The organism is Vibrio nigripulchritudo (genome assembly GCF_027924785.1).
In the GTDB taxonomy this organism is placed as follows: Bacteria; Pseudomonadota; Gammaproteobacteria; order Enterobacterales; family Vibrionaceae; genus Vibrio; species Vibrio nigripulchritudo.
Genome location: NZ_AP027049.1, coordinates 1,548,226 through 1,568,144 on the forward strand (window position 1 = coordinate 1,548,226; position 19,919 = coordinate 1,568,144).

19 protein-coding genes are annotated in these 19,919 nt (G+C 44.5%); 12 read left to right on the forward strand and 7 right to left on the reverse strand.

The window, feature by feature from the left end:
* The first annotated feature begins 305 nt into the window (after positions 1 to 305).
* The 5 genes from QMG91_RS07265 (at position 306) to QMG91_RS07285 (ending at position 4,404) form a co-directional block, all read left to right on the forward strand.
* Positions 306 to 872: a hypothetical protein gene (locus QMG91_RS07265; protein ID WP_140050472.1), complete on the forward strand. Its 567-nt coding sequence runs from the start codon at positions 306 to 308 to the stop codon at positions 870 to 872.
* A 138-nt stretch (positions 873 to 1,010) separates the two neighbouring features.
* Positions 1,011 to 2,024, forward strand: coding sequence for a hypothetical protein (locus tag QMG91_RS07270; RefSeq protein ID WP_281829990.1), 1,014 nt, complete (start codon positions 1,011 to 1,013; stop codon positions 2,022 to 2,024).
* Between the two features lie 371 nt (positions 2,025 to 2,395).
* Positions 2,396 to 2,791, forward strand: a complete 396-nt coding sequence (locus QMG91_RS07275) for a hypothetical protein (protein ID WP_281829992.1) — start codon at positions 2,396 to 2,398, stop codon at positions 2,789 to 2,791.
* Between the two features lie 134 nt (positions 2,792 to 2,925).
* Positions 2,926 to 3,696, forward strand: a complete 771-nt coding sequence (locus tag QMG91_RS07280) for a GNAT family N-acetyltransferase (protein ID WP_281830448.1) — start codon at positions 2,926 to 2,928, stop codon at positions 3,694 to 3,696.
* A 207-nt stretch (positions 3,697 to 3,903) separates the two neighbouring features.
* Positions 3,904 to 4,404 carry a GNAT family N-acetyltransferase gene (locus QMG91_RS07285; RefSeq protein ID WP_281829994.1) on the forward strand — a complete coding sequence of 167 codons (501 nt, stop codon included), beginning with the start codon at positions 3,904 to 3,906 and terminating at the stop codon, positions 4,402 to 4,404.
* Between the two features lie 201 nt (positions 4,405 to 4,605).
* Here QMG91_RS07285 and QMG91_RS07290 read toward each other — a convergent pair whose 3' ends face one another.
* Together QMG91_RS07290 and QMG91_RS07295 are read right to left on the reverse strand one after the other, a co-directional pair.
* Positions 4,606 to 5,019: a RidA family protein gene (locus tag QMG91_RS07290; RefSeq protein WP_281829995.1), complete on the reverse strand. Its 414-nt coding sequence runs from the start codon at positions 5,017 to 5,019 to the stop codon at positions 4,606 to 4,608.
* Positions 5,020 to 5,059: 40 nt separating this feature from the next.
* Entirely contained in the window at positions 5,060 to 5,995 is a 936-nt protein-coding gene (locus tag QMG91_RS07295; RefSeq protein WP_281829996.1) for an NADP-dependent oxidoreductase, read from the reverse strand.
* Between the two features lie 223 nt (positions 5,996 to 6,218).
* Here QMG91_RS07295 and QMG91_RS07300 point away from each other — a divergent pair, with 223 nt between their 5' ends.
* Positions 6,219 to 7,145, forward strand: coding sequence for a LysR family transcriptional regulator (locus QMG91_RS07300; RefSeq protein WP_281830449.1), 927 nt, complete (start codon positions 6,219 to 6,221; stop codon positions 7,143 to 7,145).
* A gap of 102 nt (positions 7,146 to 7,247) precedes the next feature.
* Here QMG91_RS07300 and QMG91_RS07305 read toward each other — a convergent pair whose 3' ends face one another.
* From QMG91_RS07305 to QMG91_RS07320, 4 genes are all read right to left on the reverse strand, one after another.
* Positions 7,248 to 7,724, reverse strand: coding sequence for a GNAT family N-acetyltransferase (locus QMG91_RS07305; RefSeq protein WP_004407552.1), 477 nt, complete (start codon positions 7,722 to 7,724; stop codon positions 7,248 to 7,250).
* Positions 7,725 to 7,789: 65 nt separating this feature from the next.
* Complete coding sequence (locus QMG91_RS07310) at positions 7,790 to 9,151, reverse strand: L-serine ammonia-lyase (RefSeq protein WP_004407554.1); 1,362 nt, start codon at positions 9,149 to 9,151, stop codon at positions 7,790 to 7,792.
* A gap of 82 nt (positions 9,152 to 9,233) precedes the next feature.
* A complete protein-coding gene (locus tag QMG91_RS07315; protein WP_004407556.1) occupies positions 9,234 to 10,487 on the reverse strand; it encodes an aromatic amino acid transport family protein in 1,254 nt (417 codons plus the stop codon).
* Between the two features lie 336 nt (positions 10,488 to 10,823).
* A complete protein-coding gene (locus QMG91_RS07320; protein ID WP_022550921.1) occupies positions 10,824 to 11,414 on the reverse strand; it encodes a CoA pyrophosphatase in 591 nt (196 codons plus the stop codon).
* Positions 11,415 to 11,531: 117 nt separating this feature from the next.
* On the opposite strand from QMG91_RS07320, the gene QMG91_RS07325 reads away from it, so the two are divergent.
* Both QMG91_RS07325 and QMG91_RS07330 read left to right on the forward strand, forming a co-directional pair.
* On the forward strand, positions 11,532 to 12,071 hold the full coding sequence (locus QMG91_RS07325; protein WP_004407560.1) for a heme NO-binding domain-containing protein: 540 nt from the start codon (positions 11,532 to 11,534) through the stop codon (positions 12,069 to 12,071).
* Between the two features lie 10 nt (positions 12,072 to 12,081).
* The gene (locus QMG91_RS07330; RefSeq protein ID WP_022592983.1) at positions 12,082 to 13,797 is read left to right on the forward strand and encodes an ATP-binding protein; all 1,716 of its coding nucleotides are present in this window, start codon (positions 12,082 to 12,084) and stop codon (positions 13,795 to 13,797) included.
* 18 nt (positions 13,798 to 13,815) lie between these two features.
* Here QMG91_RS07330 and pabB read toward each other — a convergent pair whose 3' ends face one another.
* Positions 13,816 to 15,186 (reverse strand): aminodeoxychorismate synthase component 1, encoded by a 1,371-nt coding sequence (gene pabB / locus QMG91_RS07335; RefSeq protein WP_281829997.1) that lies wholly within the window; start codon positions 15,184 to 15,186, stop codon positions 13,816 to 13,818.
* Positions 15,187 to 15,425: 239 nt separating this feature from the next.
* On the opposite strand from pabB, the gene QMG91_RS07340 reads away from it, so the two are divergent.
* The 4 genes from QMG91_RS07340 (at position 15,426) to QMG91_RS07355 (ending at position 19,752) form a co-directional block, all read left to right on the forward strand.
* Positions 15,426 to 16,946 carry a fumarate hydratase gene (locus tag QMG91_RS07340; protein ID WP_281829998.1) on the forward strand — a complete coding sequence of 507 codons (1,521 nt, stop codon included), beginning with the start codon at positions 15,426 to 15,428 and terminating at the stop codon, positions 16,944 to 16,946.
* 134 nt (positions 16,947 to 17,080) lie between these two features.
* The gene (locus tag QMG91_RS07345) at positions 17,081 to 17,266 is read left to right on the forward strand and encodes a hypothetical protein (RefSeq protein WP_022550917.1); all 186 of its coding nucleotides are present in this window, start codon (positions 17,081 to 17,083) and stop codon (positions 17,264 to 17,266) included.
* 87 nt (positions 17,267 to 17,353) lie between these two features.
* Positions 17,354 to 18,733: a YcjX family GTP-binding protein gene (locus QMG91_RS07350; RefSeq protein ID WP_281829999.1), complete on the forward strand. Its 1,380-nt coding sequence runs from the start codon at positions 17,354 to 17,356 to the stop codon at positions 18,731 to 18,733.
* Positions 18,730 to 19,752, forward strand: coding sequence for a YcjF family protein (locus QMG91_RS07355; RefSeq protein WP_281830000.1), 1,023 nt, complete (start codon positions 18,730 to 18,732; stop codon positions 19,750 to 19,752). Before QMG91_RS07350 ends, QMG91_RS07355 begins: the two co-directional genes overlap by 4 nt.
* The last annotated feature ends 167 nt before the right edge of the window (positions 19,753 to 19,919 follow it).

Sequence of the window (19,919 nt, forward strand, 5' to 3'; positions counted from 1 at the left end):
AGCATCCTGATCCCCAGCTCGCGGGTTTCTGCCTTATGCGAAGAAGGAGAGATTACGTTCCTTCTTTTTATACCAAACCGTTGGAATGAACCGGATATTCCAAAGTGTTGTTGCCTTGTCCACTTTTCTCGAAAAGTAATCTAATTCTGTGAATGACGCTTCTGTCCCAAAAGTCGATTTAGTCAAAGATTACATAGAGATATGTGTTATATATTTCGACCAGTAAGAATGTTAAATGACGAGCTGTGGATAAATTATGTGGACAGTTTGTTGCATAATAACTGTTAGTAGCTTTAGGAGTAATAATGGGCTTAATGATCCATTCAATGGGTGAAGTACCCGCAAATGTAGAAAGAGCGTTCTACATCTATTTATTAGATTACGGATGGCAAGAGCCTATTCGTGATGCGTTGTTTGATAATTTTCAATTGTTAGCTGATCATGCTTCAAAGAACGATGCAGTTGTATTCCAAGGGACTGTTGGTCATCATTTCACCGATGAGGTCCTTTCTTGGCACAGTGTTAATGGTCTGGATGGTGAGGATATATTACCTGCAATCTTAATTACAACACGAAATCCACATGAGTTTTCGGAACGTCGAGTAGATCCAACGCAACACAACATGCTTCTGATACCATTGAAAAATATCTGTAAAACACCGACAGATGTTATAGGAACAATTAAAAAGATAGTTTCTGATATCAGTGCAAAAAAAGAGTTACCTGATTTTAAAGTAGCCCAAGAAATTAGAGCAGGAGATTCCGGTTCATTGGTTGACGCGCTGATTTTGCAGCCAAATATTTCTGGTGTCGGGGTTGATCTCAATAAAATCATTTCATTGTTTAGACGCAAAAAGGAAACACGCTACTAACAAACGCTTTAAGACGGATTCGCAACGCGTGGCATTTTTACTATGCGTTAATTTTAGTGATTAAGGTGGTATGCAGAAACATGGCATTGCGTTGCTCACCACTTAATCGGGCGTTAGGAAAATTGAGAAGTACAGTGAATGAAAAATAAGAAGAACGCTAGAAAGCTACGAAGAAAGTTGGCTAAAGTACAGCGCAGAAAGCAAAGAAAGAATAAGAGTTATGTACCGAGAAAACAAAAAATGAATCAACTTGATAAGATTCTAAAAAAGTCCATGTTTGACGTAGAACATGCACTTAGCTTATATGCTACGAGCTATTTCTATTTACCAGCAAAATTGCTTTATGATAAAGAGTGTTTAAAGCAGTACGAGGATATTTCAGAGAAATGCCATATCTATATTATCGGCTATCTGCCTAAAACAAAGCTGCTGATAGGGTATCAAGAAGAGCAAGATGCGGTGTTAGAGTTTGAAATAGGCTCGGTTAAGCATGACTTCAAATTACCATTACCTAAAGGCTGTCGGTTAGAGTCAGATGATGTCGGTCCTTACGCTGTAAATGAGCAAGGAAAAAAGTTTGCTATACCTGAAGAAGCAATAAATCTCTTCCTGCAACAACACTCGAAATTTGAGGTGAAATACGTCGGGCAAGCTTACGGGAAAGACGGTTCCAGAAATGCGATTGACCGATTAATGAAACACGAAACACTTCAAAAGATCTCATTATCGGGCGTACCAGATAATTATGAACTCCAGTTATTGCTTTTGGAGGTAGAGCCAAGTCCACAGTTAATTACCGCATTGAACCCTTTTGCACAACAAAAAGACGACACTGGTGGCAGAATCAAAGCGGGGCTAGATAAACTCTTTAATACAAGTGAACAAGAAAGGGTATCTTTGTACGAGGCTGCCTTAATACGTTATTTCTATCCTCAATTTAATCGAGAGTTTAAGGACAGTTTTCCTTCTACAAGGCTTAAAATCTTACATGATTGCTATGAAAAAGACTTTTCAATGGTATCTGCAGAAATTATCTTCGATGAGCTTCCATTTCAACTATGGTCAGACGCAGTGCCAGCAAAACATTCACATATGGCGGTGCATGACCTGCATGATGATAAGTCAAGAAAAGCATTTTTCTACGGTAAGTAAATTTGCCTAACACATATGAGCCTTCCGCCTGTCAATAGGCAATAACATTCTATTGGCTGCGGTAGCAGCCAATCCATCTCGAACAACAAAGTCATCTACTTCGTTTTGTCATTTCGATCATCAAGCATGGTATTTTCAAACTTCAAGCAAGCTGTGTATCGCAACACTTCTCCAATCCTATGCACACAGTCAGCATATTTACTATGTTAGTCAGCAGGTTAGAGCGAGTTTCTAGTTTGTGGAGAATGACGTCCGTTAGTGGCTGCTGCTTGGTTACCAAAGTGATTTTTCGTTAAGTCGGTACCACTACAGCGTGGTAGAACCTCGGAAAAGGAAGCTCATTTCGTTCGTTATGTTTATTGAGGGAGAATATGAATAATACTTTATTAAAGGTATTAGCTTGTAGCTGCGTCTTTTTATCCGGTTGTAATTTTAAAACGACTTCTGATGGCAAAGTTGTCGCATGTAGTGGTTCCGTTGAACCAGCTATTAAGGTTGAAGTTATAGATAAAGAAACGGGGTATCGTATTTCTTGTGGAGCTTCAATTGTCATTCGTGATGGTGAATTTTCCGAAGAAAGAAGCAACCTTCATGGCACAGGTTGCGACAACTCAAAGGCTTTACTTGGTGCATACGAGCGTGAAGGAACATATAAAGTATCTGTATTTAAAGATGGTTATCTTGATTGGAGCACAGAAGGCATTGAGGTATCTTCAAACGTTTGCCACGTCAATACGATAACGATTCAGGCATACTTGGAAAAATAAACACCATAAGTAGTTCAATCAGACCGAAAACGCATGGCGCTTTTGTGTGTTATGAAGGCGAAATATGGCGATTTGGTTATTGTTCTGTTTGCCGTTTAAGTGGGTACTATATTTCATTCAATGTCGAGGGAATGATGCAAGATAAAAGAGTAAAAGACGTATATAACTCTTACTTTCATTTTAATAATGAGCGAACGCTTTCAACAGATTTGGCAAGTGAGCTTTTTACGGTTGAAGCTGATGGGTGTTCTATTTATGTGGACAAAACACGCAAGTATGACAACCAGATAATCATTCATGGTGCATGTAGTTCAGAAGCGTTAGAGAGTCACCTGATGCTGTTTGAAGGTAGTTTTTCTCCCGAGATTTCTATAGAGCCTCAGGCATTTACAAATGAACTGAAGACATGGCTATCAAACCGCGGATTTGCACCAGTTTTTGAACATGAATTTCTCGAACTAAGGGCGTCAAATTATGCAGTGTCCAAAGACGTCTTAGACCAAGTTTCAGTTGAACGCTGGGAAGATAATAAGGTCGATGATTTTTTAGCTTTACTCAAAACGTCAGGGCTAGAGTGTACAGACGAAATCTGGGAAAAGAAGCACTCGCTTTATTGCACCGATACGTTTCGTTGTTATGTTGCAAAAGTAGATGGGAAGCCTTGTGCTTGGGCAACGAGTTTTATCGAAAATGGGTATACAATTTTAGCTAACGCGTATACACAAGAGAGTCACCGTTCTAAAGGGTGTCAGACTGCCTTACTGAGAGCTCGAATCGAAGACGCAATATCTTTAGGCGCTGAAGTGATCTTAACGGACGTAATGCCAAGCAGTACTAGCAGCAAGAACTGTAAATCTGTAGGTTTTAGCAGTGTTGGTATACGAAGCGTCTGGTGTAAAGAGTAGATTTATAGTGTAAGGCGACCATTCCAGCATTGAGTCATTATCATCTTTCTTATCTCGGTGAATCCTACGATTTTAGGGGATTTCTGACTTCTAACAGGTCTTTGTAAATGGTCTTGAGTACGATATTGCAGCCATCACTGGATATAGTTGCTGAAAGCCTCGAACTCATGTACAAAACATCTTTTAATGTAATAAGGGATAGGTTGCATGAATTTGGTAGTTCGTCAGGTGGCTCTGGAAGATGCAGAGGGCATTACTAATGTACTCAATCCAATCATTTCTGAAGGTTTATACACGGTTCTAAATACGACCTTTACTCCAGAAGAAGAAAAAGAGTTTATTGCCAGTTTCCCTGAGCGTGGTGTGTTTACCGTAGCGCTGTCTGAACTCGATTCTAAAGTTGTTGGTTTTCAAAACATTGAGCCGTTCGATCAATACACAAAGGCTTTTGAGCATGTTGGCATAATTGGTACGTTTGTTTGCGAAAGTGCTCGTGGTCTCGGTGTCTCTAAACAACTTTTCGAGTCTACGTTTGCGGTCGCTAAGCAAAAGGGATATGAAAAGCTATTTGCTTACGTCCGCTGCGATAATGAGCGTGCGCTAGCTGCTTACGTTAGACAAGGCTTTGAAGTAGTAGGTACTGCGAAAAAGCACGCAAAAGTTCGGGGTGAATACATTGATGAAGTTCTTATTGAGAAGTTTTTGTAGGCGTGGTCTGGCTACTTTGATGGTTTGGTGAATTCTTCGCTTATCAGTGACCAAACTTATTGGTGTTCGATTGGATAGATCATTTTTAAAGGCGGGTATCAGCTTTTAAAACAATATTAACGAGTACCGCTTTGAGGTGTTGGCGTGGTACTCGTTGGTCTAGAAAATCAATGTTGTTTGCAACCGTGGTTGAACATTGTGTTAGCGGGCTAGCATCATCTCATATTCAACCATCATATCTGGCATGCCTAGCCGCTGCACATATCTTAATGTTCCTGTTGCAGGTTTGACCGGAACGTCACTTAAAAATTCTTCCCACAATGCGGCGATTTGTTCAAATTGCGCAGAGTTCACATCGTTAGTAAACGTCCAGTCCGTGCGCACAATGTCGTCAACGCTATAACCAGCTTCTTCGATAAATGATTGCATTTGGTTAAGAATCAACTTGGTTTGAGCAACAGGGTCACCAGGGTGCTGAGTCACAAAGTCTGGGTTGCAATCGGCATGACCAGTCACAAAAAAGATGTCGTTAAAATCGGTTAGTTTTAAACCCCAGCTAAAGGCATTACGAAAGTCAGGTAGCTTGCTATTATGAAACGCTTGTTTATGAGCCATAGTATTTTCTCCATGTTAGTTATTTTGATTTGGCTGATGACTACGCCGACAAATCGATAATGATCTTTCCAGTTGTTCTCTTTGATTCGCTTAAGCTATGAGCCTGTTTAACCTGATCTAACTTAAATATTTTTTCGATATGGACCTGAACTTTCCCGCTATCAATTAACTCGCTTATTTGTTGGAGATCGTTAGCGTTCGGCGTAACAAACCAGCGTTGATAGTGAATTCCTTGCTGCTGTGCCATTTCGTCATTCAATTCATCCAGCAATGAGATCAAGTAACCTCCGGGGCGTATCACTTTGAGCGAGCGTGTTAGAACGTCATCTCCACCTACCGCGGCTAACACGGCATCAACCTGTTCAACCGAGTTTTCAAAACGCTGACTGCGATAATCAATAAACTCATCGACGCCCAATGCTCTTACATAAGGTTCTTTTACAGCGGATGCTGTCCCTATTACATAGGCACCATGCGCTTTGGCAATTTGCACTGCAAAGCTGCCAACTCCACCTGAGGCGTTATGAATAAGTACCTTATCACCGGATTGAAGCTGGCAACCTTGCATGAGTGCTTGCCAGGCGGTTGCTGCTGCAAGCGGAACGGCGGCTGCCGTCAACGTAGTTAATGAATCTGGCTTTCGCGCTACTATGTCACTGTCTACTGCAATATATTCAGCGTATGCACCTTGGTCAGAAATAGGGGCGTAAACAAATACTTCATCACCTAGCTGAAAATCTGTTACCTGCTCACCGATTTGTGCTATTTCACCTGCGGCATCCCAGCCTAGTATCAAGGGCAATTTATGTTCTGTAATGTCTCTTACTAACCCTTCACGTACCAACCAATCGACTGGGTTTACGCCAGCGCCATGGACTTTAATCAGAACTTGATTTGGCTGAATTTGAGGTTTTGCAATGTCACCAACGATTAGTTTTTCAGCATTTCCGTATTGTTCAATGTAAGCAGCTTTCATACGTATTCCTCTTGTTAACTCTCAGATAGTTATGGTCTTTTCGTCCAATGAGGATACTTTGCCAAAGCTGATTCATATCGTCTAATTGATGATTGGTATGATATGCATTGAATATTTGAATGTATTTGGTGATACTGAAGCCCGCTTGCTTATCCATTTCGAGCTGAATTCGAATGGTAGAGGTGAGCAGACCCCTATTACCCCCATAGAAAACAAACGTGATATGGCGAATCTTGATCTAAATTTGTTGGTTATTTTTGATGTCATCATGCAGGAGCAATCCATAACCGCTGCTGCTGAAAGGCTTTCCATGACCCAGCCATCGGTTTCCAATGCGGTTGCTCGTATGCGTCATGCATGGAAAGATCCTCTGTTTGTTAAGCAAGGGCGGGGCATACGTCCGAGCCCTTATGCTGAAAAACTATGGCGAGAAATTTCACTACCTTTAGACGACATTAAGCGCGCAGCGGAAAAGCAGGTATTTAAGCCAGCTACGCTTAAGCGCACATTTCGTATTGCTGTTACAGACTGGATGGCGGATTTGTTTTGGCTGCCTCTGCGAAAAATGATTGAAGAAGAAGCTCCACAGGTAGACATCCATGCAGTGCCGTATACGGTGAATGGGGAAAACTTGTTGCTGAATGCCGATGTTGACATGGTGCTGGATTACTTTGAAGGGCGTTCAGGCAAAGTGCAAAGCCAGCACTTGTTTGATAATCATTTTGTTTGCGCGATGCGTGCAGACCATCCACTCGCCGGGGAAGAACTCAACTTACCAAGCTTTACGTCTGCTGAACATTTACTGTTGTCGCTGTCAGGTGAGGCTATTGGGGGCGTCGACAAAGCATTACAGCAACAAGGATTAAAGCGCAGAATTTCGATGACAGTTAACCACTGCTACCACATCCCCAAGATTCTGATTAACACAGACTTAATTACCACAATACCACTGCCGATCATCATAGATGCGGTCGAGGCTGGGCAACTGATTATAAAAAAGCCGCCTTTTGATCTTAAAGCAGGACCAATATCCATGACATGGCATACTCGACATCAACAGGATAAAGAGGTTTTGTGGCTAAGGGATAAGGTTCAAGTGGTACTAAAGAACCATCTGCACGAGAGTATATTTGTTCCACCTTTTACTTAAAGGTTGTTGCCCAAATAGCCGTGGGATTTCAGAAAATAGTAAAAATCGCTGAGGCAAGCAGAAAAAACCGGAAACAGTGGAGACGTTTCCGGTTTTCTTTTATCAGAATGGTGCTGTGATGGTCTTGCGAAGAATTCGGATTTGCTTTGAATTTTCGTAAAACGGTTTGTTGGTGTCTTTAAAATCGGCGCTTAAAAAACACTGATAAGCCGCTTCGTTTTCCTTTTCTACCATCACACAGATGGAATCGTAGTTCGGGTAAGCCGTGTACAGATACGTAAGAAGCCTTTCCAGTGTTGCTTTGCCATGACCTTTGCGCTGGAAGCGATGGTCAATAACAAAGTTCTTTAAGCCAATTTCACGGTTTTTCACAAAGGTAAACTTCTTCTCGAAGCCTTGGTCCAGTGCAAAAAATCCGATGGGGGTTCCGCTGTCTGAGATCGAATAGATGACGTCCTGTTTGTCTCTGTGTTCATACAGATGATCAAAGGTTTCAACAAACTGGCTTTGTTCGGCAGTGACGTTTAATTCAATAAGCGAAGAAAAATCTTTAATTTTCGGGCGTTTAATCGCAATCATAATAATTATATATACAAAAAAGGGCATGGATATCCATGCCCTTAGTTTATTTCCTGTTCAAGCTATCAGCAAATAACTTTTACAGCCAATCCGCCTTGCGATGTTTCGCGATATTTGGCGTTCATGTCTTTACCTGTTTCCAGCATGGTTTCAATGACTTTATCCAGAGAAACACGCGGGTCAGAAGAGCGACGTAACGCCATTCGAGAAGCGTTGATCGCTTTAACCGCAGCAATACCATTACGCTCGATACAAGGCACCTGCACCTGTCCGGCTACTGGGTCACAGGTTAACCCCAGGTTGTGTTCCATCGCGATTTCAGCCGCCATGCAAACTTGCTCTGGGCTAGCACCCATTAGTTCAGCAAGACCAGCCGCTGCCATGGAGCAGGCAACGCCAACTTCACCCTGACAGCCGACTTCTGCGCCAGAAATGGATGCATTTTGCTTAAACAATCCACCAACCGCGCCAGAAGCTGCGAAATAGCGTGTGTACTCTTTCACGCCAACTGGCTGAACAAACTTATCGTAGTAAGCCAGAACCGCTGGAATGATGCCACATGCGCCGTTTGTTGGAGCGGTGACCACACGTCCACCCGCTGCGTTTTCTTCGTTAACCGCAAATGCGTACATGTTTACCCAGTCGACAACGGTCATCGGGTCGTTGGAAAGACGCTCGGTGGTTTTTAGCTGCTGGAATAGGGCAGCGGCACGACGAGGGACTCGCAATGGACCTGGCAGCACACCTTCGGTGTTTAAACCACGCTCCATGCACGCTTTCATCGTGTTCCAGATGTGTTCGAATTCTTCTTCAATTCTGTTGGTGTCTTTTACGACACGCTCGTTTGCCATTACCAGTGCACTAATGGACAAACAGTTGTCTTTGCAGTGATCCACCAGCTCTTTCGCGCTGTTGAATTCATAAGGTACGACAACTTTATCTTCAGGCTCTACACCGAAGTTTTCTTCATCCACAATAAAACCACCGCCTATGGAGTAGTAGGTTTTAGAGTGAACCAACTCACCACCACTTAACGCGTGAATCTGCATACCGTTTTCATGCAAAGACAGGTTGTCGGTGTGGAAAGTCAAATCAACATCGTAATCAAACGCTGCGTCTTTTTGACCATGAGCAAGGGATAGAACTTTTGAAGATTTCACCGTTTCAATGAATGAGGGAATAGAATCAATATCTACACTCTCAGGTGAGTTACCAGCTAAGCCAAGAATAATGGCTATGTCCGTATGGTGGCCTTTCCCGGTTAAAGAAAGAGATCCATAAACATCCACTTTAATATGGTCAACCTCCGTCAAACGACCCATTTCAACAAGATCGTTTACGAAGCTTTGACCGGCCTTCATTGGCCCTACCGTGTGTGAGCTTGAAGGCCCAATACCGATTTTATAGATGTCGAATACGCTGATCATATTTTTACCTTAGGTTGAGCCCCCGCTTGAGCAGGGGGACTCTTTATTATCTTTATAAATATGGCTTTCGCTTAAGCGAATTTTAAAGAGCGCCGTAGATTACAGAACTTATAGACGCCAGACCACACATTGCTGTGAAAATTTGCACAAACGCTGAAGTTTTGTACTTAGCCATCGCAGGTACTTTTTGCATTGCAAATACAGGCATAAGGAACAGAATAGCAGCGATCATTGGTGCGCCCATCGTCTCAATCATACCCAGAATTGAAGGGTTCACAATCGCAACAATCCAGGTTGTGATCACGATGAAGATGAGTGAGAACTTCTCGATGCGTTTTACTGGAGCTTCGCTACGAGATTTTACTAGTCCAACCAAGCCTTCGTGTGCACCCAGGAAGTGACCAAAGTAGCTAGAAGTGATTGCTGCAAACGCAACCACCGGACCAAGGATAGAAATCAGCGGAGACTCGTGAACATTAGCCAGGTAAGAAAGCACACTGATGTTTTGATCTTGTGCGGTAGCCAGCTGTTCTGGCGACAGAGACAAGACTACAGAGAAGACAAAGAACATCACGAAGCCCATCAGCATCATCGCGCCGCCGCCTGTGATCATATCGGTCTTTTTCACCGCATCTTCACCGTAAACGCGACGTTGCTCTTTCGTAAACTGGCTAATGATTGGGCTGTGGTTAAAAGAGAACACAATGATTGGAATCGCAAGCCAGATAACACTTGGCATTGCAGACCAGTCTGGGCTAACAGACATCATGGATGTGTTCCAGTCAGGGATTAGGTAGAAAGACAGAGCAAGAAGAATGAATACCAAAGGGTAAACCATCATTGATGTGGCTTTCAGCATCAGATCTTTGCCGAATACCACGCCTGTGGTCATCAAGGTAATCAGAGCTCCAGATAGCAACCAACGGGGCATTGATGCAAATCCCAGCTGGTTAACCATGAATGAGTCCACCGTGTTAGTGATTCCGACACCGTAGATCAAAACGATTGGGTAAATAGCGAAGAAGTAAGCAAAAGTGATGATGTTTGCGCCAGTTTTACCGAAGTGTTCCTCCACTGTGTCAGTGATGTCTGCGTTAGGATTTTTTGCTGAAAGGACAAAGCGAGCCAGTCCTTTATGAGCAAACCAGGTCATTGGAGCGGCCAAAAGGGCCAAGATGACTAATGGCCAGAAGCCACCAGCGCCAGCTTTAATTGGCAAAAACAATACACCCGCACCGACTGCGGTACCAAAAAGAGAAAGAGCCCAGGTAAAGTCTCTGTAAGTCCATTTGGATTGAGTTCCTTCGGCGCGAGCCGTAGTAACGTTTGTTTGCATAGTTATATTCTCGTGTAATTTATGGGAACAGGAATTACAGGAGCTATTGTCTCTGTTTTTGAGTGAAATATCAGGATCAGGATCAATAAATGTTCCAGGTTTGAAAACAAAGATTAACAAAAGAGAGATAAGTCACGTAAAACACGTGCTACACATTAGAAATACTAGTCTTTGCTATAAGTAAAACTAATCCGAAGCTGCGTCTAATTTAGGAAGAACTTACGCAAACGTTTGCTCTGTTGGGGCTGTCTGCTGTGAATAGGAAGGAAACGGGTGGATTTATGAGGTTTACGAATAAGAAAAATTAAACAATAGAAATGGATTATTTAACCACTTTTACTTTGTGAACTGAGTGTGAAGAGTGTGAATAATCTGCGCTGTCACTCCCCATATGAGATGCTGATTATAGGGGATGTTATACACAATTCTTCGGGTGCCTTGAAAGTGTGCTTCTACCGAATGAATGTTCCCTTTGTTGAATAAATATTCAACTGGAGCTTCAAAAACATCATCAACTTCATTGGGATCGGTGACGGGGGAATATTGATTATCTGCAAACGCAATCACAGGGGTTACCTCAAATCCGCTCACGGTTTTGATTGGCGTTAACTGACCAAGGTGTTCAATCTGGTTTGCAGTAAGCCCGATTTCTTCATTCGCTTCACGCATAGCGGTTTCAAAAGGCGAGGCATCTCCTTTTTCTGTCTTGCCGCCGGGAAAGCTAATTTGCCCAGGGTGATGGCGTAAGTGGCTGGCGCGGCGCGTCAGGATCATGTTTAGCCCGGCATCACGTTCTACAAGCCCGATAAGGACAGCAGCAGTTCGGTATTCCTCGTGCCCGAAATCCAAATGTCGTGTAAAGCTCCCTTTATGGTATTCAGCGGGCTGCGTGAAAAGAAAGCGACTGAGAAAATCTTCTTTGTACATAAGCTCTTACTTTGGCTGACTATCTTATTAATTGTTAATGAAAATTGAAAAAATGACTAGTGTGGATCATGCTTTTATTACCAAAGTCTTATTTTGGCAATTGTGAGAGGGTTGGAGATGAAGGGTTTAATTTTTACCGAGTTTCTTGAGCTGGTTGAAGAAAAGTTCGGGTTGCCCACTGTGGACAAAATCTTGTTTCAGTCTGAGGATGATGGCATTTACACGTCAGTCGGCAGCTACGATCACCGGGATTTGGTGAAGCTGATTGTTGCATTGAGCAAAGAGACAGGCGTGTCACCGGAAGACCTGCAAGAGGTATTCGGGCGAACGGTATTCAACAAATTACTTTCATCACTGGCTCCCGACGAGTCGCTTTCTCACAGTCAATGTACCTTTCAATTCTTGCGCCATGTCGAAGAATACATCCATCTGGAAGTAAAAAAGCTTTACCCTGATGCGCATCCGCCTAAATTTACCTTTCAAACTGAAAATGAATCTGAGTTAGTGATGGACTATAAAAGCGCTCGCTGCATGGGCAGTGTATGTAAAGGACTGATCCTCGGGTGTGCCGATCATTTCAGTGAAAAACTGAAAATTACAATGAACCCAATGACAGACGATGCCAGCCACGTAAGGTTTGTTCTGACAAAGGTTTAGCGAGGTATTCATGGATTCCCGGCTAGAGTTACTAGAAAAGAAGCTGTACAGGGAAATTGCAGCCAGAAAACACGCCGAGAAGTTGCTGGAAGAAAAATCCGTTGAAATGTACAACCTGAACAAGCAACTGGATGAAAGCTTGCAGCAGGTAAAGGCGCAGTCTGACGCTCAGATGCGCAAAAAGGTATTTCAGGAACAGATTTCCAGAATTCTGATTCGTTATGGGCGGCAATTTCTTAAACATGCGCCTGATGAAGTCATACTAAACAGCCTGATAAAAGAGCTTTGCGATTCTGACCTTGTCGTCAACGCAAAGCTCATTCTTCTTAAAAAAGACACCTTGGCTCTTTCCTCTGCCGAATACGGCGAGCTGAACTTTAGCGTGATACCGGTTCAGGTCATCGAAAATGCAGAGAAAGTGTGGGATGGCTGCGGTGTTTTGTGGTGGCCTTTAATGGCTGAAGGGATAATGGTTGGTACTTTGGCGGTAAAGCCAGAGCAGAGTACTGACGACAGAGAATGGTTTGAACACCAGATTACTTTGCTATCCGAACTGGTGAGCAGTGCCATCAGCCGTCAGCTTATTCTGAGAAAAACCATCGATGCCCGGGAAAGAGCCGAAGCCTCAGAGCGTTCAACCCGTGACTTTCTTGCGATGATCAACCACGAGCTGAGAACGCCTCTCAATGGCTTACTTGGAACGCTAGAGCTTTTGTCCGACACGTCACTTACCAATGAACAAAAACGAATGCTCAACACGTTGGAGCAATCCGGCCAGTTTCTGCGAGTTATCATTGATGATCTGCTGGATTACAGCAAGATAAATGCAGGAATGATGCAGCTTAGTGAAAGGGCATTTCGCTGGTCAGACATTCAGACAACTCTACAAAGTATTTTCATCAATCTGGCAAAAGAGAAACGGATTGAGTTTCGTATCGAAAATTTTGATTCTGTGCCAAACGTCCTTGTCGGTGATGTCGAACGGGTTAAGCAGATCTTCGTGAATCTGATAGGCAATGCCATTAAGTTTACCCAAAGTGGTCACGTGACGGTTAATGCATCCTGGCAAAGCAACTGGCTGACTTTCTATGTGCAGGACACAGGGTGCGGGATTGCCGAAGAAGATCAGGAAAACCTGTTTAACCCATTTACGCAGGCAGATATTTCCAGCAAGCGCAATCATGGAGGAACAGGGTTGGGCTTGGCCATCTGTAAACAGTTGGTTGCGATGATGCAGGGGTCGATCACGTTAAAAAGCAAGCCAGACGAAGGAACCCGGTTCGATGTCTCTCTTAGATTGTCTGAAGGGGTGATTCAGGACGTTGAGCAGGAGAAGCTCGACAACCTTGCTGAAGATGAAATGCTGGATTCGCTAAAAATACTGGTGGTGGAAGACTTACGCGTGAATCAGTTTGTGATTCAGAAGATGCTGAAAAAACTGGGTATTACCCCAGATTTTGCCAATAACGGTGAAGAAGGTGTGGAAGCGGTAAGCAGCCATCACTACGACCTCGTTTTCATGGATTGCCGAATGCCCGTGATGGATGGGTTTGACGCCACGTTAACGCTAAGGGAGAGAAACATTCGTGTCCCCATTGTTGCTCTAACGGCAGGAACAACGTTAGCGGAGCGAGAGAAGTGCTTGCAGGTCGGTATGAATGACATACTCAACAAGCCCTATACCAGCGCCGATTTAAAAGACGTATTGGTGAAGTGGGGGCTTTGACCCTCATTCGAACCAGAGCTAGTCACCCAAAGCAGGAAGAATTCGACTGAGCTTATCAAAGGTTTCCTGATATTCAGATGCAGCTTCACTGTCTGCAACCAAACCGCCGCCAGCCCAAACGTAGAGCTTTTGTTTTTCTGCCACCAAGGTTCGAATCGTAATGCTGGTGTCCATTTGACCACAGCGGCTAATGTAACCAATACTTCCGCAGTAAGCGCTCCGACGATGAGGCTCCAATTCCTCGATGATTTCCATCGCTCTGACTTTTGGTGCTCCGGTTATAGATCCGCCGGGAAAGCATGCCCTAAGCAGGTCAGTTGCCGATTTCTCTTTATCCAACTCTGCAGTCACGGTGCTGACCAGGTGGTGCACAGCAGGGAAGCTTTCAATCGCAAACAATTTGGGTACGGAAACGGTGCCGGGTTTGGCAACGCGACCAACATCATTTCGTAGCAAGTCCACAATCATCAGGTTTTCTGCCTGATCTTTTTCTGCCAGCTTTAGCGAATTGGCGTTCGCATTGTCTGTTGCTTCATCGGCACTGCGAGGTCGTGTTCCTTTAATGGGCTTGGTTTCGATAATCCCATTCTTTAGCTGCAAGAAGCGTTCAGGTGAGATACTGAGAATTGCGCTGTCTTCCATTCGAATAAATGCGGAAAACGGTGCTTGGTTTTGTTCTTCCAGCTTTTGGTACGCCTGCCACTCACTGCCTTGATAGCTAGTTTCAAAACGCTGAGCAAGGTTGATCTGGTAACAGTCGCCAGCCTGAAGGTAATCCTGAACCTGATTAAAACGAGTGGTGTACTCGTCCTGCGTGAGGTTAGATTGCCATTCGGATAATAAATGGAAGGGTAGTTTGCTCTCAGGTAATGTCTGACTTAGCAGCCAATCCAGATGTTGCTGGGGTTCCAGACCAACGACGACCGCTCGTTTGAGTTTGTGGTCGCAAATGAGCGTCCAATCATAGATGCCGACTGCCATATCAGGGGAGCCGATATCCTTTGTTGCAAGCTCCGGCAGGGTTTCGACTCTTCTGCCCAGATCATAACTGAAATAGCCTAACGCGCCCCCAAGAAAAGGTAAGCCTTGAATAGCCTCGGCTTCTGGCAAACATTCAGCCTGAATTCTCTCAAGCAAAGCAAATGGATCGTCAGTTGACGTAGTGGTTTCGCCAGCTAAAGTGATTTGCGTTTCTTCGCCGCTAGTAACCAGCGTAGCAATGGGCTGTGCCACTAAGATGTCATATCGGCTATCAGGGTGGCTCTCAGAGGCGGAACGCAAAAGCATCGACCAGGGTTGATTTTCAATTCTACTGAACAGGTCGGGAGCTAAAGAGGGCGTATACTCAAGGGAGACCAAAGAGATAGATTTGATAGACTTGTTATTCATTTGTATAAATTTGTGACAAAGAGTTCGGAGACTACGTGGCGCATTGTGGCGAGCAAGAGTATCATAAAAGAACACGAGAGGATGCATCCGTACTAACGGTCTGATTAAAAAGCATCCCATGTGGAAGCAATCGTTAAGACTTCTTACTATACCTAAGCCACTTTGAGCTGTTTAACAAAGCCCAAAAGTGTCTTTGGTATACAAAATGGAAGCATAAATTATAACAATCGAGGCAATGTATGACCGTCATTCGTAAGCAAGATGTTATCAGCAGTGTGGCTGATGCTCTTCAGTACATTTCTTATTATCACCCTATGGATTTTGTCCAAGCCCTAGATGAAGCCTACCAACGTGAAGAAAGTCAGGCAGCGAAAGATGCCATCGCACAGATTCTGATCAACTCCCGCATGTCTGCAGAAGGGCGTCGTCCTATCTGTCAGGATACTGGTATCGTAACCTGTTTTGTGAATATTGGTATGGGCGTGCAGTGGGATTCTACTGACATGACTGTACAGCAAATGGTGGACGAAGGTGTTCGTCAGGCTTACACCAACCCAGACAACCCTTTGCGTGCATCAGTACTGATGGACCCTGCTGGTAAGCGCATCAACACTAAAGACAACACGCCTGCCGTTGTTCACATCAATATGGTGCCGGGCAACGAGGTTGAAATCCAAATTGCGGCTAAAGGTGGCGGCAGTGAAAACAAAACCAAGATGGTGATGTTGAACCCGTCTGATGATATTGCTGAGTGGGTTGAGAAAACGCTACCAACGATGGGAGCAGGATGGTGTCCACCGGGTATGTTGGGCATAGGCATTGGCGGTACGGCTGAAAAAGCGGCAGTACTGGCAAAAGAATCCCTGATGGAGCACATCGATATTCATGAATTGATCGAACGTGGTCCACAAAATGCGGAAGAAGAACTGCGTTTAGACATCTTCAATCGAGTCAACAAGCTTGGTATTGGTGCGCAAGGTTTGGGTGGTTTGACTACTGTTGTGGATGTGAAGATCAAAACAGCACCTACTCATGCTGCTTCTAAGCCGGTGTGCCTGATTCCAAACTGTGCGGCAACTCGCCATGTACACTTCACACTCGACGGTTCTGGTCCAGCAGAGCTAAACCCACCGAAACTTGAAGAATGGCCAGACATTACTTGGGAAGCCGGTGAAAATACTCGTCGCGTGAACCTTGATACTGTGACCAAAGAAGATGTTCAAGAGTGGAAAACCGGCGAAACAGTTTTGCTGTCTGGCAAGATCCTAACGGGTCGTGATGCGGCGCATAAACGAATCCAGGGGATGCTGGAAAGCGGTGAAGGGCTACCGGATGGGGTCGACTTGAATGGCAAGTTCATTTATTACGTTGGTCCTGTCGATGCGGTAGGAGACGAAGTCGTTGGTCCTGCGGGTCCGACAACCTCTACTCGTATGGATAAATTCACCGATATGATGCTGGAACAAACAGGCATCATGGGGATGATCGGTAAAGCAGAACGTGGTCCTGCAACGGTTGAATCCATCAAAGACCACAAGGCCGTTTACCTGATGGCAGTGGGTGGCGCAGCTTACCTAGTAGCGAAAGCGATTAAGAAAGCGCGTGTGGTGGCATTTGAAGATCTTGGAATGGAAGCCATCTACGAGTTTGAAGTGGAAGACATGCCAGTGACGGTTGCTGTAGATTCAACTGGTGCGAATGCACACCAAATTGGTCCGGATACCTGGAAAGTGAAAATCGCAGAAGCTGAAAAAGCCTAGGTTAACAGACCTTTTGAATTCTCATTTTTCAAATATCAGTTAGAAAAACGCAGCTTAGGCTGCGTTTTTTGTGGTTTTTCATTCGGTAAGCAGTACTATCTTTTCTAGAAAGGCAAAAATTAAAAGGAGAAATGATGCCTCGCTTTGTTAAGTTTTTACAGATTCTGATAGCCGTTGTGGTTGGTGCCATTGTTGGCTACGACATGATTTTACGTGGTATCGCGATTTTTCAGGAAACTTACGTTATCACTACGGTTGTCCTGACCTTGCTGCTTGAGTTGGCACTATTCGTTATCTTCAAGTTGATAGAAGACGATTAAGAAGCTTTATGGTTATTAAGAGATAGTTCATCTAGCATTAATCGCAGTTTTTGCATACTCTGAACCCAGAAAATTCGGAGCATGTGAATGAAGAGAATAACCCAAGAAGTCAATGATTTAGTCCATCGCGGTATGGACAGACACGTTAAATTAGCCGTTACTGGTCTTTCGCGAGCAGGTAAAACGGCTTTTATTACGTCTTTAGTCAACCAACTGCTTCACTCATCTACTCACGATAATCTTCCTTTACTCGGCGTTTCTCAAGAGCACCGCCTGATCGGGGCTAAACGCATTCCACAATCCAATTTAATGGTGCCTCGTTTTGCTTATGAAGAAGCAATGACATCTTTGCATTCGTCCCCTCCTGAATGGCCTCAGCCGACTAGGGACGTCAGTGAAATTCGCCTTGCCATAAAATATCGCCCTCAAAGCGGAGTGATGAAATACCTTTCTAATACCGCAACGCTTTATCTGGACATTGTTGATTACCCAGGGGAATGGTTACTGGATTTGCCCTTACTTGAAATGACCTTTGAAGAGTGGAGTGCATCTCAGTTTGACGCCCTGAAACATGGCCGAAGCGAGTTAGCTCAACCGTGGCTAAGTGCATTGGAAAATTTTGATCCTAACGCTGACGCGAACGAAAAAGTGTTGGCGGAAATCAGCGCCGTCTACACCGAGTTTCTGCTTCAATGTAAAGAAGAGGGGCTTCACTGGGTTCAGCCCGGGCGTTTTGTTCTTCCGGGGGAACTGGCAGGTGCGCCCGTCCTTCAGTTTTTCCCGCTAAATAATCTTGATGAAATAGACACTGCTAACAAGCACAGTCAGTTTGCGATGTTAAAGCAACGGTATCAGGAGTATCAGCAGAAAGTCGTTAAGGCGTTCTACAAAGAACACTTTTCTACATTCGACAGGCAAATCGTGCTGGTGGACTGCCTGCAACCCCTTAACGCAGGCAGAGACTCTTTCAATGATATGAAAGGCGCCATCGAACAGTTGCTCCGTTCGTTCAAATATGGTCGGAATAACCTGCTCAGACGCCTGTTTTCAACCAAAATCGATAAAGTTTTGTTTGCTGCAACCAAGGCAGACCATGTAACACCCGACCAGCACGCTAATTTGTCTGCACTTCTCAAGCAGATGGTTCATCCAGCATGGCAGCATGCCGCTTTCGAAAACATCGATATGACTTGTATGACGCTTGCTTCGATTCAGGCGACTCAGTCTGGATTTGTTGGTTCGGGCGATGACAATTGCCCAGCAATTCAAGGGAACCTGATGAGCGGAGATGCAATGACGGTTTATCCAGGAGAAGTGCCCAAGTCATTACCCGATGAGGCTTACTGGCAAAAAAATCAATTTGATTTTCAAAGCTTCCGACCACAGATCAGTAACGAGAACGATCCACTGAACCATATTCGAATGGATAAGGCGTTGCAGTATTTGATAGGGGATAAATTGTCATGAATGAGTTTAAGCAGAAAAAAGTATTCAGCGATCCCATAGACAACCCGGAAGAAAGGCAAGCACAAGAGCTGAATGCGCATATTCAGTTCAACGAGCAAGAAACCTTTATGCCAGCTGAAATAGAGCAGGATAGCGATGCAGTACCAGAACTGGGCGAAGCAATAAAGCCCTCAACAAAGCGCCGGTGGGGGCTGACAGGGTTACTTGCCGGATTCACTGGGCTTGTCGGATGGCAAACGGTAGACACCTTTGTTACGGCAATTCAATCCGGTGACTGGCTCTCTTTCGGCTGGGCAACCTTTGTCGCTGCTATTGCCGCATTTGGAGTAGGTGCCATCGGTAAAGAGCTTTGGCGACTGAGAAAACTTCGCAACCAGTTCTCCACTCAGGAAGAGGCGAAAGTCTTATACGATGCCGATCAGATCGGTAAAGCCAAACCTTTTTGCATGAACGTTGCGAAACAAGCTGGCATTAGCGAAATGTCGCCAGCTTATGATCGTTGGGTCAATGCGATTAACGCTAACCACAGCGATCAGGAAGTCCTGCAGATGTACGACAGTATCGTGCTTAAAGATCTGGATGCAAAAGGGAAGGCGCTCATTACCAAGTCCGCCGGAGAATCTGCCTTGTTGGTAGCGGTGAGCCCGCTTGCGACAGCAGACATGTTGCTGGTGGCATGGCGAAACTACAAACTCATCGATGATCTTGCCAAGCTGTATGGTGTTGAACTGGGGTACTGGTCGAGAATCCGATTACTTAAACTTGTTCTGGTCAACATGGCTGCAGCGGGCGCAACCGAACTGGTTGCTGATGCCAGCATGGATATACTGTCTATGGACTTAGCTGGTAAAGTTTCTACGCGAGCAGCGCAGGGCATCGGTGTTGGGCTTCTCACTGCCCGGCTTGGCATTCGAGCAATGTCGCTTTTACGCCCGGTTGCCTGGCAGCCTGAATCACAAATCAAGTTGGGTGAGGTTCGAAAGGGCATTGTTTCTCGCATTTCCAAATCGCTTTCCTAACGCAACGCATATCTAGGTCAACAGACTCCAATCAATTCGGTACGAAGTTTAACCTCAACCACAGGCTTAAACTTCGTAATTCGCACACAGATTCAGCAAACGGCGGCTATAACGCCTTAAGAACTCTCAATTTCGACAGCTTTTCTTGACTGGATAGAGGGCTTGTT

Excerpts from the sequence above, each read along its gene's own strand:
- QMG91_RS07265 (WP_140050472.1), top strand. The coding sequence starts at position 306 with ATGGGCTTAATGATCCATTCAATGGGTGAAGTACCCGCAAATGTAGAA.
- QMG91_RS07270 (WP_281829990.1), top strand. The coding sequence starts at position 1,011 with ATGAAAAATAAGAAGAACGCTAGAAAGCTACGAAGAAAGTTGGCTAAA.
- QMG91_RS07275 (WP_281829992.1), top strand. The coding sequence starts at position 2,396 with ATGAATAATACTTTATTAAAGGTATTAGCTTGTAGCTGCGTCTTTTTA.
- QMG91_RS07280 (WP_281830448.1), top strand. The coding sequence starts at position 2,926 with ATGCAAGATAAAAGAGTAAAAGACGTATATAACTCTTACTTTCATTTT.
- QMG91_RS07285 (WP_281829994.1), top strand. The coding sequence starts at position 3,904 with ATGAATTTGGTAGTTCGTCAGGTGGCTCTGGAAGATGCAGAGGGCATT.
- QMG91_RS07290 (WP_281829995.1), bottom strand. The coding sequence starts at position 5,019 with ATGGCTCATAAACAAGCGTTTCATAATAGCAAGCTACCTGACTTTCGT.
- QMG91_RS07295 (WP_281829996.1), bottom strand. The coding sequence starts at position 5,995 with ATGAAAGCTGCTTACATTGAACAATACGGAAATGCTGAAAAACTAATC.
- QMG91_RS07300 (WP_281830449.1), top strand. The coding sequence starts at position 6,219 with ATGGCGAATCTTGATCTAAATTTGTTGGTTATTTTTGATGTCATCATG.
- QMG91_RS07305 (WP_004407552.1), bottom strand. The coding sequence starts at position 7,724 with ATGATTGCGATTAAACGCCCGAAAATTAAAGATTTTTCTTCGCTTATT.
- QMG91_RS07310 (WP_004407554.1), bottom strand. The coding sequence starts at position 9,151 with ATGATCAGCGTATTCGACATCTATAAAATCGGTATTGGGCCTTCAAGC.
- QMG91_RS07315 (WP_004407556.1), bottom strand. The coding sequence starts at position 10,487 with ATGCAAACAAACGTTACTACGGCTCGCGCCGAAGGAACTCAATCCAAA.
- QMG91_RS07320 (WP_022550921.1), bottom strand. The coding sequence starts at position 11,414 with ATGTACAAAGAAGATTTTCTCAGTCGCTTTCTTTTCACGCAGCCCGCT.
- QMG91_RS07325 (WP_004407560.1), top strand. The coding sequence starts at position 11,532 with ATGAAGGGTTTAATTTTTACCGAGTTTCTTGAGCTGGTTGAAGAAAAG.
- QMG91_RS07330 (WP_022592983.1), top strand. The coding sequence starts at position 12,082 with ATGGATTCCCGGCTAGAGTTACTAGAAAAGAAGCTGTACAGGGAAATT.
- pabB (WP_281829997.1), bottom strand. The coding sequence starts at position 15,186 with ATGAATAACAAGTCTATCAAATCTATCTCTTTGGTCTCCCTTGAGTAT.
- QMG91_RS07340 (WP_281829998.1), top strand. The coding sequence starts at position 15,426 with ATGACCGTCATTCGTAAGCAAGATGTTATCAGCAGTGTGGCTGATGCT.
- QMG91_RS07345 (WP_022550917.1), top strand. The coding sequence starts at position 17,081 with ATGCCTCGCTTTGTTAAGTTTTTACAGATTCTGATAGCCGTTGTGGTT.
- QMG91_RS07350 (WP_281829999.1), top strand. The coding sequence starts at position 17,354 with ATGAAGAGAATAACCCAAGAAGTCAATGATTTAGTCCATCGCGGTATG.
- QMG91_RS07355 (WP_281830000.1), top strand. The coding sequence starts at position 18,730 with ATGAATGAGTTTAAGCAGAAAAAAGTATTCAGCGATCCCATAGACAAC.